The organism is Chryseolinea sp. T2 (assembly GCF_037203685.1).
Lineage (GTDB): Bacteria > Bacteroidota > Bacteroidia > Cytophagales > Cyclobacteriaceae > Chryseolinea.
In genome coordinates, this window is record NZ_JBBCAU010000010.1 from 98,547 (window position 1) to 119,657 (window position 21,111).

A 21,111-nucleotide genomic window follows, 5' to 3' on the forward strand; every position below is an offset into this window, starting at 1 on the left:
TACGAAGCGAAAATAGTTAGTGGCCAATCGGTGGTGGTCCGTCCGGTACCAAACCTTTGTACACATGATCGCCTTTACGGCGCTTGAACTCCGCCTTTATCTCTTCGACCTTTTTCGGATCCTGCATGATATCAGCGATCGACATTGCCAGGGTCTTGGAGGTGTGGATCAATCCCTTATGTCCTATGGACATGCCACCGCAGGCAACGACGGCCCACGAATGCCACGGTGTGCCTATCGGCGCCGTTGCCGTTGTCATCCGAACCACGGGAACAATCCAGCTCACATCACCAACATCGGTAGAACCACCCGATCCGCCTGGCAAGGTCTCTTCCAACGGTTCGACCTTGCTGTGCAATCCTATCTGCGGCTTACCTGTACTTTCCTGGATCTTTTTAGCAAATGCCGTTTCTTCATCAGTATAATTTATTGGCCCGAGCAATTCGAGGTTCTTTTGAATGACTTCTCCACCTGAACGGTTGACCAGCACTTCATATATCCCCGACACCAGTGATATCTTGTAATCGACGTTGGCAAGTACAGCAGCTCCCTCGGCCATCTTCATCACTCGTTGATATACTTCGTTCATACCAACTCTTGTGGTATCCCTGATCCGCACCCAGAGGCGTGAGTAGTCGGGCACAACATTTACCACCTGACCGCCGTCCTGGATGTGATAGTGCATGCGTACCGACGGCTTTACGTGTTCGCGAAGCATGTTTATTCCATGCGTATAAAGTTCAAGGGCATCTGATGCACTGCGTCCGTTCCATGGGTCGGCAGAAGCGTGCGCTGCCTGCCCTTTGAATTCCACTATGAAGTCAACAAGAGCGAGAGAACTTTGCACCGAAGCTTTTGTCTCTGCACCCGGGTGCCAGTCCATACAAACGTCGAGGCCATCGAATAAGCCGGCCCGTGCCATCCATAGCTTTCCAAAGTATTTCTCTTCCGCAGGCGTTCCAAAGAACTTTATCGTGCCTTTTAATTTGCCTTGTTCAATGAGTTCCTTAACGGCGATCGCCGCGCCAAGACTTGCAGTACCAAACAGGTTGTGCCCGCAGCCATGACCGGGCATGCCTTCATGCAAGGGTGACTTTGTTGGTTGCGTCTTTTGAGATAAGCCGGGCAATGCATCAAACTCTCCAAGGATGCCGATCACAGGACTGCCGCTCCCATAGGTGGCAACGAATGCTGTTGGCATTTCGGCCACGCCGCGTTCCACTTTGAATCCATTTGCTTCGGCATAGTCCGACAGGAGTTTGGCGGATTGTGATTCCTGGAAGGCGAGTTCTTCGGCGGCCCAGATCTTATCACTGATTGAAATAAGATCTGCAGAATGAGTGGTGACAGATTGTACGATTGTTGTTTTTGCTGGCGTCATCTTAGGCGCCGGAGCTTTTTTCTGAGCGATTGCCAATACGGGCAACAACGCCAGTAACAGGAGTGGTGACTTCACTAATTGCGGGTTTAGGTATACGCAATAAAATAAAACCCAACCAAATACTGAAGCCGTCTATATACAAATCCAGGTTCGGATGTTACAGAACTTACGCCATCGATTTCGGCGTATATATGTGCCGTTGTCAGCTCTACTTTTCCTCTTCTTCGGATTCGGGTACGAGAGTAGCGTCTTTCAGGATCAACTCAACCCACTCCGCGTACATCTTGCCTGAAGGATGAAGTCCGTCGGAAGCCACGAGGTCAGGTTCCGCCAGCCCCTTTCGTGAGATTGGCGTAATGTCAAAATAGCGCACGCCTAATTTTTCACTGATCTCTTTGTTGACTTTATTAAATGCATCAACACCCGGTGTTATCTCATTACGCTTTGCCTGGCCGAATGGGGTGTAGCCATAATCCGGGATGGAAACTACAAAGACATGGTTTCTTCTGCCATCGGCAAGCTTGATGGCCGTCTGCAGGAGCTCTTCAAATTCGGGTGCATATGACTCCACGCTTTTGCCCTGATAGAAATTGTTGACTCCTATCAGCAATGAAACCAGCGAAAACGTCCCTTTAAACTTTGCCTTTTCAATCGCGCGTTTGAGCTCATCAGTACGCCAGCCGGTTGTAGCAATGATGTTAGGCTCCAAGGCGTTGATGCCGCGATGGTGCAGAGAATCAACCAATAAAGCCGGCCACCGCGAATCGGCAGTGACGCTTTCTCCGATCGTGTATGAATCTCCTAAGGCAAGAAAGCGCAGGTTGTCTTCAATGATTATTTTCTGAGCCATAGTTTGTGAGCAAACGAGCAGCGATAGTATGAACAACAATCGAGTCATGGCGTTGAAGGTAAATCGTTTCTGTGACTTACGGAAAAAACAGAGAGGATGGTTTTGCCATCCTCTCTGAAATTTATTTTTCCCGTTGAGCCTGGATGCACCAACAGGACGCATAATGTGCCCGATTGGTTTACTCAGAAGTTCAAGTTTATTTGAGCACCTCTTAGTGTGCAGGCACAGCAGCAACACCCCTTCTTTTGCGAACCCAGAAGAATAAAATAGTGAACAATACGATCAGTATTGCGGGGAAGATCATCATCGTTTGAAGCGTTGCCTGGCCGGCGGCGAGTTCGGCTGCATCGCCCTGGAGTCCAAGGGCGGCCGCTTTTTCTTTACCGTCCTCGATCCAGCCACCAATGATGCGCTGGAACACTGCATTGGAGAACATACCGCAGGCTCCTACGATCGACATGCCCGTAGCGCCACTGGCAGGAATCTTTTCAGCCACGAAGCCGATCATGTTTGGCCAGAAGTAGCAAACGCCCATTCCAAATACTATGGCAGCGACATAGGCCATAGGACCAGTCTGCGAACTCAGCAGGAAAATACCAACAAGAGTGATCACAGCTGATCCCAGCAAAACACCCGTTTGATCGAATCTGTGAACGAATTCACCACCGAAATAACGACCGATGGCCATGAGACCGAATGTCAGTGCTACAATCAGCATGGGTTCAGCGCCGCTCTTTGCAAGCACCAGAGTTGCCCACTGAGAGGGACCGAATTCCGAAATAGCGGTGAGGAACATACAGGCGCTGATGAACAGAAACAGCGGTGAAATCATTGCCTTCAGGTTGTTGCCGATAGAAGACGCTTCTTTCGGAGTCTCTGGAAACTTTTGTCCAAAGAACAGATAAGCATAGATCACGGTAGGGATAAGAATCACCCAGATTTGTGCTTCCCAACCCATGTTCATTTTTGTCATGACAAAAGAAATGATGCTGCCGACAAAAATTCCGCCGGGGAACCACATATGGAACCTGTTGAGCAACGTGTTCATTGTCTTACCCGTGTACATCGTCGCGATCATGGGATTGCAGGCCGCTTCTGTACATCCGTTAGCAAGACCAATAAAGAGAGTTGAAACAAGAAGACCAAAGTATCCTCCGGAATAGATGGTCAGGAGAATACCGATGGCATGCGCGAACAGCGCGAACTGCATAATTCGCTTAGGTCCGATAGAAGCGTAAAAGATACCACCCAATACCATAGATATCGGGAACCCCAGGAACCACATCAGGTTGATGGTACCCAATTGAATGGCGTCTAGTTGAAATCTTTCTGCCAGCTGCGGCAGAATCCCTGCCCTGATACTGAAGGAGAACGCGGTGGTGATTAAGGCAAAGCAACTTCCATAAAAAAGTCGCTTGGGATTAAGCTGTTCCATTGATAATAAGGTTTAAGGTTATAGTGTGTTAAGATACGCTTTATTGATACTTGTTATTTGATGCGTGTCCTTCAAAATCAATCAGAGGGTTTTTCGGTGCTTTGCAGTACTGCAAAGGATTGCAATCTAAAAAAAATGCGGAATTGTTATAGTCTTTTTGACTACCGATGGAGCTTAATTTTGTCCGGCGGAAGGCGGAGTCATAGCTCAAAAATGAACCCTTTGTCTTTCAGCCTCTCATATTTCCGCTTATCAAAACGATAGAGACTTGCGGCGCGGTGCGAAACATCGGTTTGCTTCTCTTTACAAACTTCCAGGAAGTTCATTTTCAGGATCTTTCGTCGAAAGTTTGGCTTATCAAGTCGCTGTCCAAGAATGGCTTCATACAATGCCTGCAGTTGCAAAAGAGTAAACTTCTTGGGGATTAGATTAAATCCAATCGGTTCGCGACGTGCCTTCTCTTTAAGAAAGGTTATGCCCTCAGCAACAATCTGATCGTGGTCGTAGGGCAGGGTAGGAACCTCATCTACCGGGAACCACTGAGCATCTGCGGCCGTGAAGCCGGCGTGCAGCGTATAGTTCTCGGGCTTAACAAGCGCATAGTAAACGATCGTGATAACACGCTTTGTGGGGTATCTGGACACATCACCAAATGCTTTGATCTGCTCCAGGAAAATATTGGTCACACCGGTCAGATCGCGCAGTATACGGTTTGCAGATTCATCAATGCTTTCAGAATACTTTATCCAGCCACCGGGAAGTGCCCACCGGCCTTTACTGATACCCTCGCCATGCTGAACCAGCAAAATCTCGAGCGATCCATTCTGGAACCCGAAAATGAGACAGTCAATAGAGATGGCATCGATGGGTCCATCGGGGGGGTGTTGGTTCATATTTGCGTGTCCCAAGCGGGGTAAAATAATTTCAAATCACTTGTAGTCAAATGTACTATAAGTTATATCTTTACCCAAACTTTCAATCGATTGTAATCATTTAAAAGTTATGAATCAATACCTGTTGGGTTATGATGTTGGCAGTTCTTCTGTCAAGGCGTGTATCATCGATGCTAAGACGGGAACAACAATTGCCTCAGGGCAATCTCCTTCTGAGGAAATGGCTATGCACGCGGCTCAGGCAGGTTGGGCGGAACAGGATCCCGCCATGTGGTGGGACCACGCGGTTAAGGCATTGCAGCATGCTGTAAGTAAAGCACAAATTTCTTCCCGCGATATCAAAGCCATTGGCATTTCCTATCAGATGCACGGACTGGTTTGCGTTGATAAGAACCAGAACGTTTTGCGTCCGTCAATTATATGGTGCGATAGCCGTGCCGTTGAAATAGGCAAGCAGGCATTCCATGAACTTGGAGAGACCTGGTGTTTACAGCACCTGCTCAACTCGCCCGGAAACTTCACGGCCTCAAAACTGAGATGGGTGAAGGTTTTCGAGCCTGAAGTATACGACCGCATTCATAAGGTGATGCTGCCCGGTGATTATCTCGCGATGAAACTCACGGGTGAAACCGTGACGACGCGGTCCGGTCTTTCCGAAGGCATGTTCTGGGACTATGAACAAAACGCTGCCTCAAAGAAGCTGCTTACTCAATATGGAATATCCGAGAAGCTGCTGGCAGACGTAGTCCCCACGTTTGGCGTGCAGGGCAAAGTTAAACGCGACATAGCGGAGTTGCTGAACTTGCAGGAGGGAACTCCGGTGAGTTATCGCGCCGGGGATCAGCCTAACAACGCATTCTCCTTAAATGTTTTGAATCCGGGAGAGACGGCGGCAACTGCGGGTACCTCAGGCGTTATCTACAGTGTGACCGACAAGAATGCCTACGATATGAAGTCGCGCGTGAATGCATTTATTCACGTGAACGATGAACAACATGCACGAAGAAATGGCATTCTTCTCTGTGTCAACGGTACGGGTATACAAAATAGCTGGCTGAGAAAACAGGCGCAGGCCGGAGGGGCATTGCTTTCTTACGAACAGATCAACAGCATTGCTGCCAGCGCCCCGGTGGGCAGTGATGGCCTCACTGTCCTGCCATTTGGAAATGGCGCCGAGCGCGTGCTTGAGGACAAGAACATCAACGGTTCGATCCACGGTCTTAATTTTAATCGCCATTCACAGGCTCACTTGTTCCGCGCTGCGCAGGAGGGAATTGTTTATGCACTGCGTTACGGCTTCGATGCGCTGAAGGAAATGGGAGTGAGCTCAACTGTTATTCGTGCCGGTAATGCTAACATGTTCCTCAGTCCGTTGTTCCGCGAAGCATTTGTTAATACGACACGCGCTCGCCTGGAACTGTACGACACAGACGGAGCAAAGGGTGCAGCTTTGGGAGCGGGCGTGGGTGCCGGACTCTTCGGTTCGTTCAGCGACGCCTTCAAAAGTTTAAAGATCATCCGTTCGGAAGAGCCTACCGCCGAGTTGTCAGAGATGTACGAACAGTCATACATGCATTGGAGCATGTTATTGAAACGACAGTTGCAGCAGCAACACGGATAATGAAATAGTAGTAATTGTAAACACATAATCCTGTTAATAAATATGAAAGCTACATTGGGAAACAAGGAATACTTTAAGGGCATTAAGCCCATCCGGTATGAGGGCCCTGAGTCGGACAATCCGCTCGCGTTTAAGTATTACAATCCAAAACAGCGCGTAGGTAAGAAGACCATGGAAGAGTATTTCCGGTTTGCCATCGCGTACTGGCACACGTTCTGTGGCACCGGCGGTGATCCGTTCGGTCCAGGCACCAAGATATTCCCCTGGAACGAAAGCGGCGATGCCGTGCAGCGCGGATACGATAAGATGGATGCTGCATTTGAATTCATTACCAAGATAGGTGCACCGTTTTATTGCTTCCACGACTACGATCTCGTAGATGAAGCTCCAACATTGAAAGAGTCTGAGCAGCGTCTGCAAAAGATGGTTGATTATGCCAAACAAAAGCAGAAGGCCTCTGGAGTGAAGCTGCTCTGGGGAACGGCTAACATGTTCTCCAATCCGCGCTACATGAATGGCGCAGCAACAAATCCTGACTTCAACGTGGTTTGCTGGGCTGGTGCGCAGGTAAAGAATGCGCTTGATGCTACGATCGCTCTCGGCGGCGCGAATTACGTCTTCTGGGGTGGCCGTGAAGGTTACATGTCTCTTCTGAATACCAACATGAAAAGGGAGCAGGAGCACCTTGCAAACTTCCTTCATATGGCACGCGACTATGGTCGTAAGCAGGGGTTCAAAGGAACGTTCCTCATCGAGCCGAAACCGATGGAACCCAGCAAGCACCAGTATGATTTCGACAGCGCAACGGTGATATCATTCCTGCGACAGTACGATTTGCTAAGCGATTTCAAATTGAATATTGAAGTCAACCACGCTACTCTTGCTCATCATACCTTCGATCACGAACTCCAGGTAGCTGCCGACGCAGGTGCGCTTGGTAGCATCGATGCTAACCGTGGCGACTATCAGAACGGTTGGGACACAGACCAATTCCCTAACAATTTGTATGAGCTCACCGAAGCAATGCTGGTGATTCTGCAAGCCGGAGGTTTCCGCACAGGTGGCGTGAACTTTGATGCCAAGACGCGCCGCAATTCGACAGATCCTGTCGATGTATTCTATGCACACATTGGAGGTATGGACAGCTTCGCACGTGCCTTGCTTACAGCCCAGGCTATCCTCGATGATGGTGAATACCTGCGTATCCGTCAGGAGCGCTACAATTCTTTTGATTCCGGAAAAGGCAGGGAGTTTTCACGCGGCAGACTTTCTCTCGAGTCGCTGCGCACGCTCGCTCACAAGAATGGTGAGCCCGCACAAATCAGCGGTCGCCAGGAATACATCGAGAACCTGATCAACAAGTTCATATAAGTAATTACTCAGCGACGCAAGGGGCCATTCGACTTGTTAACTGTCGAATGGCCTTTGCTTTTTGATGGATTCTGGGCAGTTGCGTAACTTTAAGAGGCGAGAGGACAAATCCAGTCTGTCGCCCGACCGATACTTATGAAACGCCTCCTATTTATCCTGCTTTTTTTGGCTCAGGCATCATTCATCCTGGCGCAGGGCAACACTGCTTTCGGCAACTTTAAAATCGATGAGCAGGAACTCATCTACCAGAAAATATTCCTGAACGATTCTATTACTTCTTCGAAGCTGGCTGACTACTATAAGACTTTGCCATTCGTATCCAATGTAAGTGCGAAAGGCGACGAGATTACCTTCAATCTGAATGAGCTCGTCGTAGACTATAAGAAGTTTCAGTTCACCCAGGTGGCAACACCTTCAATTATCCAGACCGGAAAATACAGTGGCTACGCAACGGTAGGGGTAAAGGATGGAAGGTACCGGGTTACGGTGCGCGAAATAGTCCTCACCGGCGACATCGGATATAAGAAGATCACCAACAAAGAACCACTGACAAGTTTTGCCTGTAAAAATAACGGTACTATCATGGCACAGGACTGGTGCCGCCCAAACATGCTCGGACTTTTAGACCAGGCGTTCACTGACAAGCTTCAGTTTGTTGAGCTGAAAAAGAAAAAGACAGACGATAAGGACTGGTAAGATGCGTCGATCTCCGTTTTATTCAGATCTTTCACTTATCACTTTTGGCTTACTATTCCTCGTAAGCGTTTCCTGCAAGAAGACAAGTTCCTTTCCAAAAGATGATATACGCTATTTTCAGGATCTGCTCGAAGCGGATATGGCAAGCGATGAAGTGATCGAAGTATTAGGTGCACCGGCTATTGATCTGAATGCCGAGTGGGCCGCCAGTGATGGACTGCACATCTACCAGTACCCATTAAATGACACGACGTCCGTGCGCATCGGTGTTGCAGATCGTCTTACATACGTATGCACCGTCGATAAAAAAGATAACCTTGTTGAGGACATCATGTTCTTCGATGCGAAAAGCGACTAAGTGGCCTTGTATGTTCGTGTCTTGTATATTGAAGATGTCTTTCAATTAATCAGGATACATCTGGCATGAACAGCACTGCTACTGCAAGTCTTTGGGAAACAGAATCTGCCCGTTGGACAGCTAACGAGATTGCCCGGCTCAGAGGCGTTTATTGTGGCCCGGCTGCCGTAGCATGGATCGCCGCTGTTTGGAATGCAAATCAGGGTACTTCGTATGATTATCTTCGGCGACTGCAGGATAAAGCATTGTTTCCCGACGGCCCCCGATCGTTTAACAACGCCATTCCATTCTTCAAATCCAGTCTTAATCAGATCCTAAGAAGGGAAACGAACGGTCAACTGGAGCTGTCCTCCAATCGACAATTCCGTTACCAGGACATTCACAATCGTATAGCCGCGAACGGCATGCCATTCATCGTGCGAATTGCCCTTCCGAGCCTTCGCGATGGACTCCACTATGCAACCATTTTCAGGACAACTTTAACTGATGATAAGTGCACTTGTTATTGCCAGGATAACGGAGTCATAACCGGCGGAAAAAAGATAACAGAAGGCATAACCATCACCGCCCATTCGATGCGCAGAGCTCCATTTTTTGCATGGGGAGCACGTCAGGTAAAGGTTGTTTAATCGCCCACAACCCACGTATTGCACCAATTGTCAGCCGTCTTCAGCACAACTTTTTGTATTCGGTTGTCGGCGCTGCCTGCTGTAGGTGCGGGTAGCTTGAACGTTGCCGCTTCAGATTGGATGTCCACAGATGCCACCTTGCGGTATTCGTCCTTTCCTCCGGTCTTGAAATTGTTGCCCGAGGTGACATAAATGTCTGCCTTCCCCGAAGCTCCCGCCACTTTCGTCCACGTCAGATTGATGTCACTGCCTTTGCGTGTAGCCTGAAAGTTGTCTACCGCTACCTTTCCAATGAATGGAATTCCGTCCATTTCTGCTTTTACCTCATCCTTGATCGTGATGTTAAGGTGACGAAGAATGGTAGGGGCAATGTCTGTTGCTCCAGGCAGCGATTTAAAGTGAGCGTTCGTGTTCTTCGCATTCGTAACGATCCACGTTGTTCTTTCCCGGTCTGACTGACCGCCGTGTCCTTTCCCGTCAATCGCTGTACGTCCGTGGTCTGTGGTAATGACGACAAGCCATTCCTCACCATATTGTTTTTCGCGCGCCTGTACTGCCTTCCATATTTTTCCGATGCGTGCGTCTGCAGCTTTAATAGCATCGTAGAATTGCGGGCTGTCACCATAGGCGTGTCCCATGTCGTCGGTGAACTCAAGATAAACCCACGAGAGGTCGGGTGCTTTGGTCTCTATCGTCTTCGCCGCTTCTTCCGTCACGAGATCATCAATGTCGGAAATATACTTGCTGCCCTTCCTGTTAGGAAAGCGTACCGTATCCAGCTCGTATCCGTCGAATGCATAGGTGATATGAATATTTCCTGCTGAGGGCAAACTATCACCAACCAATTTTGTGCGATTGTCAAGCCAGGTGGAAAACACTGCAGTGGTGAGGTTCTTATTTGCTTCGCTGGCGATTCGGAACATGTTTTGATAATGATAGTTCGGCTCCTTAATATCATTGTCCCATACGTTGTGCTTGTTGGTCCAGGTACCGGTTAGTACATGATTGTAGCCCACGGCTGATATGGTGGGCGATTCGGAGTATCCGCCCTTCTTCCCACCTACGTAAGCCCTTGTGTAACCTTCCGCGCCTGCAATCTCCTGCAATACCGGCGGCCTTAATTTTTCAATTACGTCGGCAGGTATTCCGTCGACAATTATGAACACAGCTTTTCGTTGTGAAATGGCGGGAGCTGCGAATAGAAGAAACAACGCCAAAAGATATACTCTCATAAGGCCTTGGAAACAGTAAAAGTGGGTGTACAATAATAGAACCGGAGCACAATGATAAAGAGAATTTGTCTGCTCAGACGATTACAGGTTATGAAGCGTGTGTTATGATATTTCAACTGAGCACTTCTATTGTGCTGTTGTGAACGCCGACGAATGCCGCGTACTTCTTTATCTGCGCATTTATCTTAGTGCGTTGGGCAGCGGTGATGGTACCAAATGGTTTCAGTTGAAAGTTTATCCTGCTTTTTACCAGAGACCGGCTCCATGTACCCATCAGTGCGCCATTGACGGACATCACTGGACTCAATACTTCCATACTGCTTCTGTCACGTTGATTCTGAGGAAGCAGGAGCGTGCGGTCCTTATAGGCAACTGTAAATTCGTCGTAAGCCGGCAGCAGGTGTGTGACGTTGAACTTTGTTGTCTTCTTTGAGTCGGCATCAGAAGTCTCATAGTATGTGATGTCCTTCACTTTAATGGTACGCAGAGCTGAACTGGCCTTATCGATTGCCTGGCGGGCCTCGGTGAGAGTAAGTCCTGACCACCAGGCGAAGTCCTGAACTGTTGCCGGGCCGTGTCCTGCGAAATATCTTTCTGCCAATGTCTGCTGGATGTCATCCGGCTGAAATTCTTTAGCCGTTCTGAGCCATTCATCCCGCAGCACTATAGTGTGCTGCTTCCCTTTTCTGGGACCCAAACATATCCGTCCGGTAATGGCCATGTATCCGGTGATATGAAGTCCTCTCGAATTTCCCGTCGCGATGCCACCTTTCTCCAACCGCTCATACATTTCATCGCGCGTGAGAACGGGTTCCTTCTCAAGAGCTTTAATGATCAAACGCTCGCTTTTTTTGAATACGGATGAATCCAATCCTGCCTTTTGATAAACTGATCGTGTTTTGGGAAGCACGCGGGCAGCAAGAAAGTCGCATAGCCAGCGTGCATCTTCGGCAGCAACCAGGTGGAGAGTACCACGCATTGGCCACGTGCGTATAAGGGAACCGTTAGCGATTGATCGTTCAACAATTGTTTCATCGCTTCCCGGGAGCCGCTGTCCGATGGCCCACATTGATCCTAAATAGTCCTGGGCCTGTACCGCCAGCAACTGCCGCACAACATCCGAAGGGGATTGGGCAGGTGATTCAACCAGCCATTGGTTTTTGAGTCGTTGCTTTAAGATATCGGCAATGGTCATGGGCGGCGCAGTTGATTACGGATTGCGGACATTTCCCTGACCGCGAACAATCCATTTATAGGAGGTGAGCTCCGGCAAAGCCATTGGCCCGCGGGCGTGAAGCTTTTGAGTGCTGATGCCGATTTCGGCTCCCATCCCGAACTGCGCACCGTCCGTGAATGCAGTCGAGGCATTCGCGTATACGACTGCTGCGTCGACTGAACGGAGAAATGTATCAACGTGGCCCGGATCTTCCGCGACGATGGCCTCACTGTGTTTGGAGCTGTGACGATAGATATGATCGAGCGCCTCATTGAGCGATCCTACGGTGCGAATGCTCATTTTATAGTCGAGGAATTCGGTTCCAAAGTGTTCCTCACTGGCGTGTTCAAGCAAACGGGTGGGGTAGTGGTCACGCAACACTTCAAACGATAACTCGTCTGCATAGATGGTAACATTTTTCTCCGCCAGCTTAAGTGTAAGCGAAGGCAGATCATTCAGTCGTTGCTGATGGATGATGAGACAATCCAGGGCATTGCATACGCTCACCCTTCGGGTCTTGGAATTAAAAACGATGTTCGCGCCTTTCTGCAGATCGCCGCTTACATCAAAATAGGTGTGAACAATGCCGGCCCCGGTTTCGATAACGGGGATTTTGGCGTTCTGTCTTACATAGTCAATCAACTGCTGGCTGCCACGCGGGATCAGCACATCGACATATCCTATGGCTTCCAGTAGCGCCTGCGTTGCCGCACGGTCTGGTGGCAGCAATGTTATGGCTCCTTTCGGCAGTCCTTCACCGATAAGAACATTTTCAATTAGCTTTGCAATAAATGAGTTCGACTGTGCTGCATCACTTCCGCCTTTCAGTACGCAGGCGTTACCGGATCGCAGGCACAGCGAAAAAACATCAAAGGTGACATTGGGGCGTGCTTCATAGATCACGCCAATTACGCCCAGCGGTACCGTTACCTTTTCAAGGTGTAGACCATTGGGCAAGAGCCTCGTCTCGATCGTTTTCCCCAGCGGCGAAGGAAGCTTTGCTACCTGACGGATCTCGCCGGTGATCGAATGTATTCGCTCCAGCGTCAGTTTCAAACGGTCATACCTGGGATCATTGGGATCCATTCGCGACAGATCTTCTGCGTTGGCCTTCAATATTCCCTCCGCGTTTCTTTCAGCGCTATCGGCGACAGCGTTCAGCACTGCTGTCACACGGGCAGGTGCCAGCAGCCCAAGCGTTCGCGACGCTTCCCGGGCTCTGTTGAACTCGTCGATCCAGGTCTGTGTGGCTGTCATTTAGTGCAGATATAAGTGATCGTAGTGAATGATTGGTGGCTGATTCTTTTTCCCAACAACTTCTACGGCCTTTTCATTCCCGTAACGCGCAAGTCCAAGTCCGATTTCCTTGCCCTGCTCATCAACTATCCTGATGATGTCGCCCTTCAGGAATTTACCAACCACTTCCACAACACCGATCGGCAATAAACTCTTGGCCTTGTCGGCGAGCAAAGTTGCCCTGGCGCCCGCATTGATCACCACTTTTCCCTTTGGCTCTTCGTATGCATGGGCCATATACTTCTTAAAATTCGAGCGCTGCTTCCTGGCTGGAAATGTTGTTCCGACCGATTCGCCTGCTACTATTCGCGTGACAACCTCAGGCGTTCGGCCATTCGCAATGTGTACACCAATACCCATGGCAGCGATCTTTTCGGCAGTAAGGCATTTTGTAAGAATACCGCCACGACCGAACCCGGATTTCTTCCCGGAAGAGATTTCGTTAACGTCAATAAGGGACGAATCGAAAACTTCTATAAGCTTCGTCCCCGCCTTGTCGGGGTCTCCATCGTAAACGCCGTCGACATTGGTAAGTATAACAAGAACACTTGTATTCGTCATAGCGCTCACCAGCCCCGCCAGCTCATCGTTGTCCGTGAACATGAGCTCCGTAACGGAGATCACATCATTCTCGTTGATGATGGGAACGATCTCGTTACTCAGCAGTCCGGTGATACAGTTCTTCATGTGCAGATAGTGGTTTCTGCTTTTGAAATCCTCTTTGGTGACAAGCACCTGCGCGCAAATGATACCGTGCTGATCAAAGACTTCCTTGTAACGGGAAATCAGCTTGACCTGCCCGATTGACGCGAGTACCTGCCGCTGTACCACCATATCAGTCTTCTTCGAAAAACGATAGATGCTTCGGCCCGCGGCGACGGCGCCGGATGATATGAGCAGCACATCATATCCGCGGCTCCGCAATTCCTTCACCTGATGAACAATGTTCACGATAACCGACTCGTCCGGAAAGCCTTCCGGGTTGGTGATGACATTGGAGCCAATCTTGATCGTTACGAGCTTTTTCTGAGGAGGCATAAGAACGGCAATAATAGCGAATTGCATTGAACCGGAGATGCGTCACTGCAGGCTACAATCAAGGTTGTTCGGGGGCAGCAGAGTGCCATTCATCAAAGTTGAGTTGAATAACTAAATTGAAGCAGGCTAATTTTCGTATTTTCACAGGTCATCCACATAAATCTAAATCACATGGCGCTGTTCAAACTGCAAGTCAATGGAAAGAGTGTTGAAGCCGATGTCGAGGCCGACACACCGCTGCTTTGGGTACTTCGCGACTCTTTGCACCTCGTGGGAACCAAGTATGGTTGTGGTATCGCCCAGTGCGGCGCCTGCACCGTTCATCTTAATGGCACGGCCGTGAGGTCCTGTACCTTGCCAGTATCGGCTGTGAAGGATTCCAAAGTGACGACCATTGAGGGACTTTCCGAGGATGGAAGCCATCCGGTTCAGCAGGCCTGGATGGAGGTGGACGTTCCCCAATGTGGTTATTGTCAGGCGGGTCAAATGATGTCGGCAGCAGCGTTGCTGCAAAAGAACCCGCATCCATCAGAAGAACAGATCGAAACTGCAATGAACGGCAACATCTGCCGCTGCGGGACATACCATCGCATATTCGAAGCCATTCAGCTTGCATCCACTAAAATGAAATAGCCATGACATTACCGAAAACAACCCGTCGTAATTTCCTCAGGATCGCGGCTACAGCCAGCGGAGGATTGCTCATAGGCTTTCATTGGGCGGAAGCTCAGACAACTTCGTCTTCGGCAATGGCCGTGATAGGCGAAGACGCACTTGCCTCAGGCAACATTGAGTTCAATAGTTATCTTTCTATAGGCACAGACGACATCATCACCATCATGTCGCCTAATCCTGAGCTTGGTCAAAACATCAAGACCTCGTTTCCAATGATCGTTGCCGAAGAGCTTGACGCCGACTGGCAAAAAGTCAAGGTCGTGCAGGCCCCATTGGATTCAAAGCGGTTTGATAGACAGGTGACTGGTGGCAGTGGTGCCGTACCCCATTCATGGGAACGCCTGCGGAAAGCTGGAGCAACAGCCCGTACGTTGCTCATCGAAGCGGCGTCAAAGCGCTGGAACGTGCCGGCTAAATCGCTGACAACCGACAAGAGCATGGTTATCCATGCTGAATCAGGTAAGAAAGCTACCTATGGCGATTTGGCGGTTGAGGCATCGCGGGCAGCAATTCCTGCTGAAATCCAGTTGAAGGATAAGAAAGACTTTAAGCTGATCGGTACTTCCGTACGCAATGTCGACAATCCTGAAATGCTGACAGGCAAGCCGTTGTATGGACTGGACTTCTATCGCGAGGGGATGCTTTATGCGATGATTCAACGTCCTGAATCGTTTGGAAAGAAACTGAAGTCTGTTGACAGTGAGGCTGCAAAGGCAATGCCTGGCATCGTTGATGTGGTGACATTCAAGAACAATGTAGCCGTAGTCGGAAAGTCAACCTGGGCAGTGAACAAGGCGCGCAAGGCCCTCAAGATTACCTACGAAGCGGAAGGTGCATTGGAGAGCACGTCTGATCATGATCGGATTTTCAAAGAACTACTCGATAGCACCGACACCGCGGTTGTTTCTGTAAAGCGCCAGGATGGAAACGTCGATGCGGCGTTCAAGAGTGCAGCTAAGGTTATCACGCGTGAATATCAGTGTCCCTTCCTTTCGCATGCGCCTCTGGAGCCTATGAATTTCTTCGCTCATGTTCGCGAGGACGGTGTCGAACTTGTTGGTCCAACGCAAACACCTGAGCTGGCACGCAACGAGGTGGCTAAGCTTTTAGGGATTTCACCCTACAAAGTGACTGTGGATATAACACGTCTCGGCGGAGGGTTCGGCCGCCGTCTCAAAGCAGATTATGTCCTGGAAGCAGCTGAGCTCTCCAGCTTGATTAAGGCACCGGTAAAAGTAATCTGGACGCGTGAGGATGACCTGGGTGGTGGAAGTTATCGCCCTGCTGTACGCTATCGCTTTTCTGCTGCTCTGGATGCAAACAACAATCTGATTGGTTATAAGCTTCGTGGCGTGGGTATCAATGCGGGCAATTGTACGCGTGAAGATAATTTTCCTTCCGGTGCTGTTGACAATTTGCTGATTGAATCAGTGGAACATAAGTCACCCATTACGACGGGACCCTGGCGCGCGCCAATAACGAATTTCCTCGCGTTCGCAGAGCAGGGATTTATTGATGAAGTGGCGGACGCTGCAAAACAGGACCCGGTGAAATTCCGTCTTGCTTTGCTGGAGCGCGCGAAGAAGACACCAGTCGGCGCGATCAAGTACGACATCGACAGGATGAAGGCAGTTATTGAGCTCGCGGCGGCAAAGTCCGGCTGGGGAACGAAGAAGGGTGTGTCGCAGGGATTCAGTGTATACTTTTCGCATAGGTCATACGTTGCGCAGGTGGCCGAGGTAGTAATGAAAAAGGGCAAGCCGGTGCTTGATCATATTATTGCTGCTGCCGACTGCGGCGTGGTGGTGAACCTTAGCGGTGCCTACCAGCAGGTACGCGGCGGGGTAGTGGATGGACTGGGACATGCCATGTACGGACAGCTGACATTCAAAGAAGGTGCTGCCGAACAAAAGAACTTCAATTCCTACAGACTGATACGGATGCGTGAAATCCCAAAGATCGACGTACACTTTACCGACAACGGCATAGATCCAACAGGGCTGGGAGAGCCTGCCTTGCCTCCAACAGGAGGAGCAGTGGCAAACGCGCTCTATAAGGCATTGGGTAAACGTCTTTATGATCAGCCCTTCAGCAAACAGGAGCCACTCCGGGCAACGCTGGGAGAAAAACTGTAGATGTTGATCAACACTGTGTGATTTGCACAGTGGTTATTTTGGTTGTTGGCTTTTGCGCGCCGCGTCGCATCGCTATCTTTGGCGAATAACCTACATCCAAACCCATAACCATGTCGCAATCCACAGCGGACGAAAAGATTCTCTCCTTTGATATCGGTGGATCACGCATTAAGGCAATCCTGCTGGACTCAGAAGGTAATGCCTTGATCGAGTATCAGCGCACTGACACACCCGCGCCATCAACTCCGCAGAATGTGATGCGCGCTGTCTTGAATCTCAGTCAGCGTTTTCCTGGCTATACCAGAGTCTCCGTTGGTTTTCCCGGATATGTTAAGCGTGGTATTGTTCATACAGCGCCGAACCTGGGTACCGGCTATTGGAAGGGCATCAACCTGCGTGATGAACTTGCAACGTTGCTGGGAAAGCCTGTGCGCGTCGTAAATGATGCCGACTTGCAGGGACTCGGAATCGCAAAAGGCCAGGGATTAGAAATGGTGGTTACCCTGGGAACAGGCTTTGGGACAGCACTGTTGATGGATGGAATTTTATTGCCACACCTTGAACTGGCCCATCATCCGTTTACAAAGGATCGCGAATACGATGAGTATATCGGCAACAGAGGATTTATTGAAGTAGGAGCTGAGAAGTGGAACCGCCGTCTGCAAAAGGTGCTCAACACGCTGAACACTGTTTTCAACTACGACCATTTGTACATCAGCGGCGGTAACGCCAAGAAGATCAATTTTGCGCTAAGCAGCAATATTTCACTGGCGACGAATCTTGATGGTATTCGCGGAGGTGCGAAATTGTGGAGCCATGATCATTATAACGTGTAGCATTTCCGTTGCCGTCCGGCGGGTTTGCGCTCGCCGGTCAGGGTCATAATATGAACGGAAATATCTTCGAAGTTATTGTCGTTGGCGCGGGGCCGTCAGGGCTCATGTGCAGCTATTACCTCAAGCACCTTGGTCTTGAGCACATCCTGTTCGACCGGGGAAGACTCGCAGAATCCTGGAGGTCGCAGCGATGGGACAATTTTCGGATGATCACACCATTTAAAGCCAATCTTCTGCCGGGTGCAAAGCTCAAAACGAGAAAGCCCGACGCCTATGGCTCCGCCGCAGACATGGTCACGATGCTGCAGGAATATGTTTCCGCTTTTCAGTTGCCAGTGACAGAACAGGCACAGGTACTTTCAGTCGAAAAGGCCCCGAACTCACCGGTGTTTCAGGTCAAGGTGATTCATGATAATGAAATGACCAGGACATACGATGCATGGCAGGTCGTTGTTGCCGCCGGTATAAGTAACCGTCCGGTGATCCCGCCCATAGCCATCTCGTTGCCGAAAGATATCGACCAGCTGCATTCGTCCGGATACCGACAGGAAAACAAATTGAAGCCGGGTGGTGTGCTCGTGGTGGGTGGTGGTCAGTCCGGACTTGAAATAGCTCATGATCTGTTATCACAGGGGCGGAGTGTCTGGCTTTCATCAGCGCCTCATGCTCAGCTGCCACGCGATTACCGGGGAAATGACATCTTTCAGTGGCTTGCCGATTCCCGCGTATTAGAGGAGGGATTTGGCGCCAGTCACCCAATGCCGGCTATAACGTACCCGCTGGACGACGAGGTTGCAATCACAAGATCATCACTGGCAAATCGTGGCGTTCGTATGATAGGTGAGCTTGCCCGCGTCGAGGGACAAAAATTGGTGTTCCCCGAATGGAAGAAGGAGGCGATTGATTCGGCTAACGCATATTCTTCGTCAATCCTCAGGGCAATTGACCAGCGCATATCCGGAGAGAAGCTCGCATCACCACCTTATGAAGGAAATAATACTCTCGACGCATTGCCCGTTGCCGAAGTACTGGACCTGATAGACGCTGGCATTACCAATGTTATATGGGCAACGGGGTACTCCGGCAGTATTCCTGATATTGAGTATCCGGTCTCAACTGAGCAGATGCAGATTCAAAGCAAGGGGCTCACATCGGTAGAAGGATTTTATGTAGTAGGAGGTGCTCATACGGCGAATAGCGACTACGTTGTAGGAGCAAAGGATCAGGCCAGTTTTGTAACAAATCACATCTACGGCATCCTGCGCTGACGCATTTTGCGTTTCTTTTCATCCCAACTGCTCATAAAGCGCAAGACATTATTGCAATAACTTGCGTCGCAATATCGTGCAGGCCGTCGTGACCGAAAAAACAGGCACTGCGCCACTCGCATAACACTTTCATCGGCAGCGAAAAAATGGGTAAATTGAAAGACATCCATTGCTGCTTCATGGCAATCTCAAACAACACATTGATGGCGCGAATGAAGGTGAAGAAGACTGTCTCGGTTCAATGTGCGCTCGGCTTTCTGCTTGTAATCTTTGCCTCTGTTGCTGCCATTGCACAGGCTATTCCGAGTTACGAGCAGGATATTCGTCCATTGATGGCATCGAAGTGTTTCTCATGCCACAACACCGGAAACACAAAGGGCGGAGTGAATCTTGATAATTATAAAGAGCTGGGACGCGTCATTGAAGATGGAGCTTTTTGGCTTAAAGTGGTTGATCAGATCAAGACACGCTCGATGCCTCCAAAATCTGAACCGCCTTTATCTCCGGCGGAATACTCTCAGCTGGTCGATGGCCTGACTGGAATCCTGCAGCAGTCGCTTCAGCAGGAGAGTCCCGGGCACGTGGTGATCAGACGTCTTAGTCATAGTGAATACCGCTACACGGTTCTTGATTTGTTGAATGTAGACTTTGATGCAAAAGCTTATTTCCCTTCTGATGGTTCAGGCGGTGGCGGTTTCGACAATCAGGGCGGTGCCTTATTCTTTACTCCCTTGAAGCTTGAAAGGTATTACGATGCCGCCGACATGATCGTCACAGAAGCTTATACGAACGAAGATAAATGGAAGCGGCTCGTTCCTGATGAATACAGTCAGCACTGGTGGGAGAGATTTGCCAATTGGGTGAAAGATTTGATGTTCGATGAGTACGATGAAGTCAACGCGCCGGAAGAGGCTGCAATGCGTGTGGTCACACCGTTGGCTACGAAAGCCTATCGAAGGTTCCTTACTGACGACGAGAAGCAGAAGCTCTCCGGATTGTTCCGCAGAGTATACGACGCAAAAGATAGTTTGAAGAATCCGGAAAGATTTAACCAGTCGGTTGCTGAGACCTTTAAATCACTGCTGATATCACCCAACTTCCTTTACAAGGTCGAGGAGGAGCCGGACATGCCGGGAGCGTATGACCTCAGCCACTTCGAGGTGGCCACACGCTTGTCGTATTTTCTTTGGTGCAGCATGCCCGACGATGAATTGTTTTCTCTTGCGTATGCCGGAAAGCTGCAGGACACGTTAGTGCTGCAGCAACAGGTGAAGCGAATGCTCGCCGATCCAAAGGCTAAGCGATTTGCCGAGAACTTTTCAACGCAGTGGCTGGGCATATCAAAATTGCTGGATCAGCAACCGATGGTAGATGAACAATTGTATCCCGGCTTTAGCAAAACGATCAGGCAGGGTCTTTATCGCGAGACCGTGGAGTACTTCTACTATGTGCTTACCAGGAGCAGAAACATGCTTGAACTTATTAGCAGCGACTACACATTCCTGAACAAAGAGCTGGCAGACTTCTATGGCATCGAGGGTGTAACGGCGGAGGACATTCAGCGCGTGATGTTGAATGATTCGGTTCGGGGTGGAGTGTTGGGCATGGGAAGTGTTCTGGCGGCGACTTCATTCCCCATGCGCACCAGTCCGGTGATCAGAGGTAAATGGGTCATGGAACAACTGTTGGGGATATCGCCTCCGCCTCCGCCACCTGTCGTCGCTGAGTTTAACGAAGACACGAAGGCACATGAAGAACTCGGTCTGCGTAAAATCCTTGAAGCCCATCGGGCCAAACCGGACTGCCAGTCGTGTCATCAGAAGATGGACCCGCTCGGACTGGGTTTGGAGAACTTTGACCCCACAGGCAGATGGAGGAACAGTTATGGTAAAGCATCTGTTGATGCTTCCGGTGTTATGGCTGATGGAAGAACTTTTAAAGGTCCCTACGAACTGAAGCAGCTGCTGCTGACCGAGCGGGCTCGGATAGCACGCAATCTTTCAGTGCGCATGCTTTCATACGCTCTGGGCAGATCCATATTGTTTACTGACGAACCTGCACTGAGACGATTGGACGATACACTCCTCAACAACCACTTTGATCCGGAGCCATTCCTGATTGAGCTGGTGAAGAGTTATCCATTCAGAATGAAGATCAATGACTTTGAAAAGAGAGTATAAG

Annotated in this window: 18 protein-coding genes; 10 read left to right on the forward strand and 8 right to left on the reverse strand. The window is 49.7% G+C overall.

From position 1 onward, the window contains the following. Nucleotides 1-16 precede the first annotated feature (16 nt). The 4 genes from WBG78_RS26810 to WBG78_RS26825 form a co-directional block, all read right to left on the reverse strand. Complete coding sequence (locus WBG78_RS26810; protein ID WP_337329601.1) at nt 17-1,456, reverse strand: amidohydrolase; 1,440 nt, start codon at nt 1,454-1,456, stop codon at nt 17-19. Between the two features lie 133 nt (nt 1,457-1,589). After that, complete coding sequence (locus WBG78_RS26815; protein ID WP_337329602.1) at nt 1,590-2,231, reverse strand: SGNH/GDSL hydrolase family protein; 642 nt, start codon at nt 2,229-2,231, stop codon at nt 1,590-1,592. 211 nt (nt 2,232-2,442) lie between these two features. After that, on the reverse strand, nt 2,443-3,666 hold the full coding sequence (locus tag WBG78_RS26820; RefSeq protein ID WP_337329603.1) for an MFS transporter: 1,224 nt from the start codon (nt 3,664-3,666) through the stop codon (nt 2,443-2,445). 200 nt (nt 3,667-3,866) lie between these two features. Beyond that, nucleotides 3,867-4,559, reverse strand: coding sequence for an NUDIX hydrolase (locus tag WBG78_RS26825; RefSeq protein ID WP_337329604.1), 693 nt, complete (start codon nt 4,557-4,559; stop codon nt 3,867-3,869). Between the two features lie 109 nt (nt 4,560-4,668). Between WBG78_RS26825 and WBG78_RS26830 the strand changes: the two genes are divergently transcribed. From WBG78_RS26830 to WBG78_RS26850, 5 genes are all read left to right on the forward strand, one after another. Next, entirely contained in the window at nt 4,669-6,180 is a 1,512-nt protein-coding gene (locus WBG78_RS26830) for a xylulokinase (protein WP_337329605.1), read from the forward strand. A gap of 42 nt (nt 6,181-6,222) precedes the next feature. After that, nucleotides 6,223-7,551, forward strand: a complete 1,329-nt coding sequence (xylA, locus tag WBG78_RS26835; RefSeq protein WP_337329606.1) for a xylose isomerase — start codon at nt 6,223-6,225, stop codon at nt 7,549-7,551. A gap of 135 nt (nt 7,552-7,686) precedes the next feature. Next, nucleotides 7,687-8,247 (forward strand): hypothetical protein, encoded by a 561-nt coding sequence (locus WBG78_RS26840; protein WP_337329607.1) that lies wholly within the window; start codon nt 7,687-7,689, stop codon nt 8,245-8,247. 1 nt (nt 8,248) lies between these two features. After that, entirely contained in the window at nt 8,249-8,605 is a 357-nt protein-coding gene (locus tag WBG78_RS26845; protein ID WP_337329608.1) for a hypothetical protein, read from the forward strand. 65 nt (nt 8,606-8,670) lie between these two features. Next, nucleotides 8,671-9,234 carry a hypothetical protein gene (locus tag WBG78_RS26850; protein WP_337329609.1) on the forward strand — a complete coding sequence of 188 codons (564 nt, stop codon included), beginning with the start codon at nt 8,671-8,673 and terminating at the stop codon, nt 9,232-9,234. Here the strand turns inward: WBG78_RS26850 and WBG78_RS26855 are convergent. The 4 genes from WBG78_RS26855 to proB all read right to left on the reverse strand — a co-directional run bounded on the left by WBG78_RS26855 (nt 9,231) and on the right by proB (nt 14,043). Then, nucleotides 9,231-10,466 (reverse strand): alkaline phosphatase family protein, encoded by a 1,236-nt coding sequence (locus WBG78_RS26855; protein WP_337329610.1) that lies wholly within the window; start codon nt 10,464-10,466, stop codon nt 9,231-9,233. The genes WBG78_RS26850 and WBG78_RS26855 overlap by 4 nt on opposite strands. A gap of 112 nt (nt 10,467-10,578) precedes the next feature. Continuing rightward, nucleotides 10,579-11,661 (reverse strand): winged helix DNA-binding domain-containing protein, encoded by a 1,083-nt coding sequence (locus tag WBG78_RS26860; RefSeq protein ID WP_337329611.1) that lies wholly within the window; start codon nt 11,659-11,661, stop codon nt 10,579-10,581. A gap of 15 nt (nt 11,662-11,676) precedes the next feature. Beyond that, on the reverse strand, nt 11,677-12,939 hold the full coding sequence (locus WBG78_RS26865; RefSeq protein ID WP_337329612.1) for a glutamate-5-semialdehyde dehydrogenase: 1,263 nt from the start codon (nt 12,937-12,939) through the stop codon (nt 11,677-11,679). Continuing rightward, nucleotides 12,940-14,043 carry a glutamate 5-kinase gene (gene proB / locus WBG78_RS26870; protein ID WP_337329613.1) on the reverse strand — a complete coding sequence of 368 codons (1,104 nt, stop codon included), beginning with the start codon at nt 14,041-14,043 and terminating at the stop codon, nt 12,940-12,942. A gap of 144 nt (nt 14,044-14,187) precedes the next feature. Between proB and WBG78_RS26875 the strand changes: the two genes are divergently transcribed. From WBG78_RS26875 to WBG78_RS26895, 5 genes are all read left to right on the forward strand, one after another. After that, complete coding sequence (locus tag WBG78_RS26875) at nt 14,188-14,649, forward strand: (2Fe-2S)-binding protein (protein ID WP_337329614.1); 462 nt, start codon at nt 14,188-14,190, stop codon at nt 14,647-14,649. Between the two features lie 2 nt (nt 14,650-14,651). Then, nucleotides 14,652-16,826: a xanthine dehydrogenase family protein molybdopterin-binding subunit gene (locus tag WBG78_RS26880; RefSeq protein ID WP_337329615.1), complete on the forward strand. Its 2,175-nt coding sequence runs from the start codon at nt 14,652-14,654 to the stop codon at nt 16,824-16,826. Nucleotides 16,827-16,936: 110 nt separating this feature from the next. Beyond that, on the forward strand, nt 16,937-17,662 hold the full coding sequence (locus WBG78_RS26885; RefSeq protein WP_337329616.1) for an ROK family protein: 726 nt from the start codon (nt 16,937-16,939) through the stop codon (nt 17,660-17,662). A 50-nt stretch (nt 17,663-17,712) separates the two neighbouring features. Next, entirely contained in the window at nt 17,713-18,930 is a 1,218-nt protein-coding gene (locus WBG78_RS26890) for an NAD(P)-binding domain-containing protein (RefSeq protein WP_337329617.1), read from the forward strand. Nucleotides 18,931-19,109: 179 nt separating this feature from the next. After that, nucleotides 19,110-21,110: a DUF1592 domain-containing protein gene (locus WBG78_RS26895; RefSeq protein WP_337329618.1), complete on the forward strand. Its 2,001-nt coding sequence runs from the start codon at nt 19,110-19,112 to the stop codon at nt 21,108-21,110. Nucleotide 21,111: the final 1 nt, after the last annotated feature.

What these genes read in the sequence shown, in the direction of transcription:
- WBG78_RS26815 (WP_337329602.1), bottom strand. Translation starts at nt 2,231, where the DNA reads ATGGCTCAGAAAATAATCATTGAAGACAACCTGCGCTTTCTTGCCTTA.
- WBG78_RS26820 (WP_337329603.1), bottom strand. Translation starts at nt 3,666, where the DNA reads ATGGAACAGCTTAATCCCAAGCGACTTTTTTATGGAAGTTGCTTTGCC.
- WBG78_RS26825 (WP_337329604.1), bottom strand. Translation starts at nt 4,559, where the DNA reads ATGAACCAACACCCCCCCGATGGACCCATCGATGCCATCTCTATTGAC.
- WBG78_RS26830 (WP_337329605.1), top strand. Translation starts at nt 4,669, where the DNA reads ATGAATCAATACCTGTTGGGTTATGATGTTGGCAGTTCTTCTGTCAAG.
- xylA (WP_337329606.1), top strand. Translation starts at nt 6,223, where the DNA reads ATGAAAGCTACATTGGGAAACAAGGAATACTTTAAGGGCATTAAGCCC.
- WBG78_RS26840 (WP_337329607.1), top strand. Translation starts at nt 7,687, where the DNA reads ATGAAACGCCTCCTATTTATCCTGCTTTTTTTGGCTCAGGCATCATTC.
- WBG78_RS26845 (WP_337329608.1), top strand. Translation starts at nt 8,249, where the DNA reads ATGCGTCGATCTCCGTTTTATTCAGATCTTTCACTTATCACTTTTGGC.
- WBG78_RS26850 (WP_337329609.1), top strand. Translation starts at nt 8,671, where the DNA reads ATGAACAGCACTGCTACTGCAAGTCTTTGGGAAACAGAATCTGCCCGT.
- WBG78_RS26855 (WP_337329610.1), bottom strand. Translation starts at nt 10,466, where the DNA reads ATGAGAGTATATCTTTTGGCGTTGTTTCTTCTATTCGCAGCTCCCGCC.
- WBG78_RS26860 (WP_337329611.1), bottom strand. Translation starts at nt 11,661, where the DNA reads ATGACCATTGCCGATATCTTAAAGCAACGACTCAAAAACCAATGGCTG.
- WBG78_RS26865 (WP_337329612.1), bottom strand. Translation starts at nt 12,939, where the DNA reads ATGACAGCCACACAGACCTGGATCGACGAGTTCAACAGAGCCCGGGAA.
- proB (WP_337329613.1), bottom strand. Translation starts at nt 14,043, where the DNA reads ATGCAATTCGCTATTATTGCCGTTCTTATGCCTCCTCAGAAAAAGCTC.
- WBG78_RS26875 (WP_337329614.1), top strand. Translation starts at nt 14,188, where the DNA reads ATGGCGCTGTTCAAACTGCAAGTCAATGGAAAGAGTGTTGAAGCCGAT.
- WBG78_RS26880 (WP_337329615.1), top strand. Translation starts at nt 14,652, where the DNA reads ATGACATTACCGAAAACAACCCGTCGTAATTTCCTCAGGATCGCGGCT.
- WBG78_RS26885 (WP_337329616.1), top strand. Translation starts at nt 16,937, where the DNA reads ATGTCGCAATCCACAGCGGACGAAAAGATTCTCTCCTTTGATATCGGT.
- WBG78_RS26890 (WP_337329617.1), top strand. Translation starts at nt 17,713, where the DNA reads ATGAACGGAAATATCTTCGAAGTTATTGTCGTTGGCGCGGGGCCGTCA.
- WBG78_RS26895 (WP_337329618.1), top strand. Translation starts at nt 19,110, where the DNA reads ATGGCAATCTCAAACAACACATTGATGGCGCGAATGAAGGTGAAGAAG.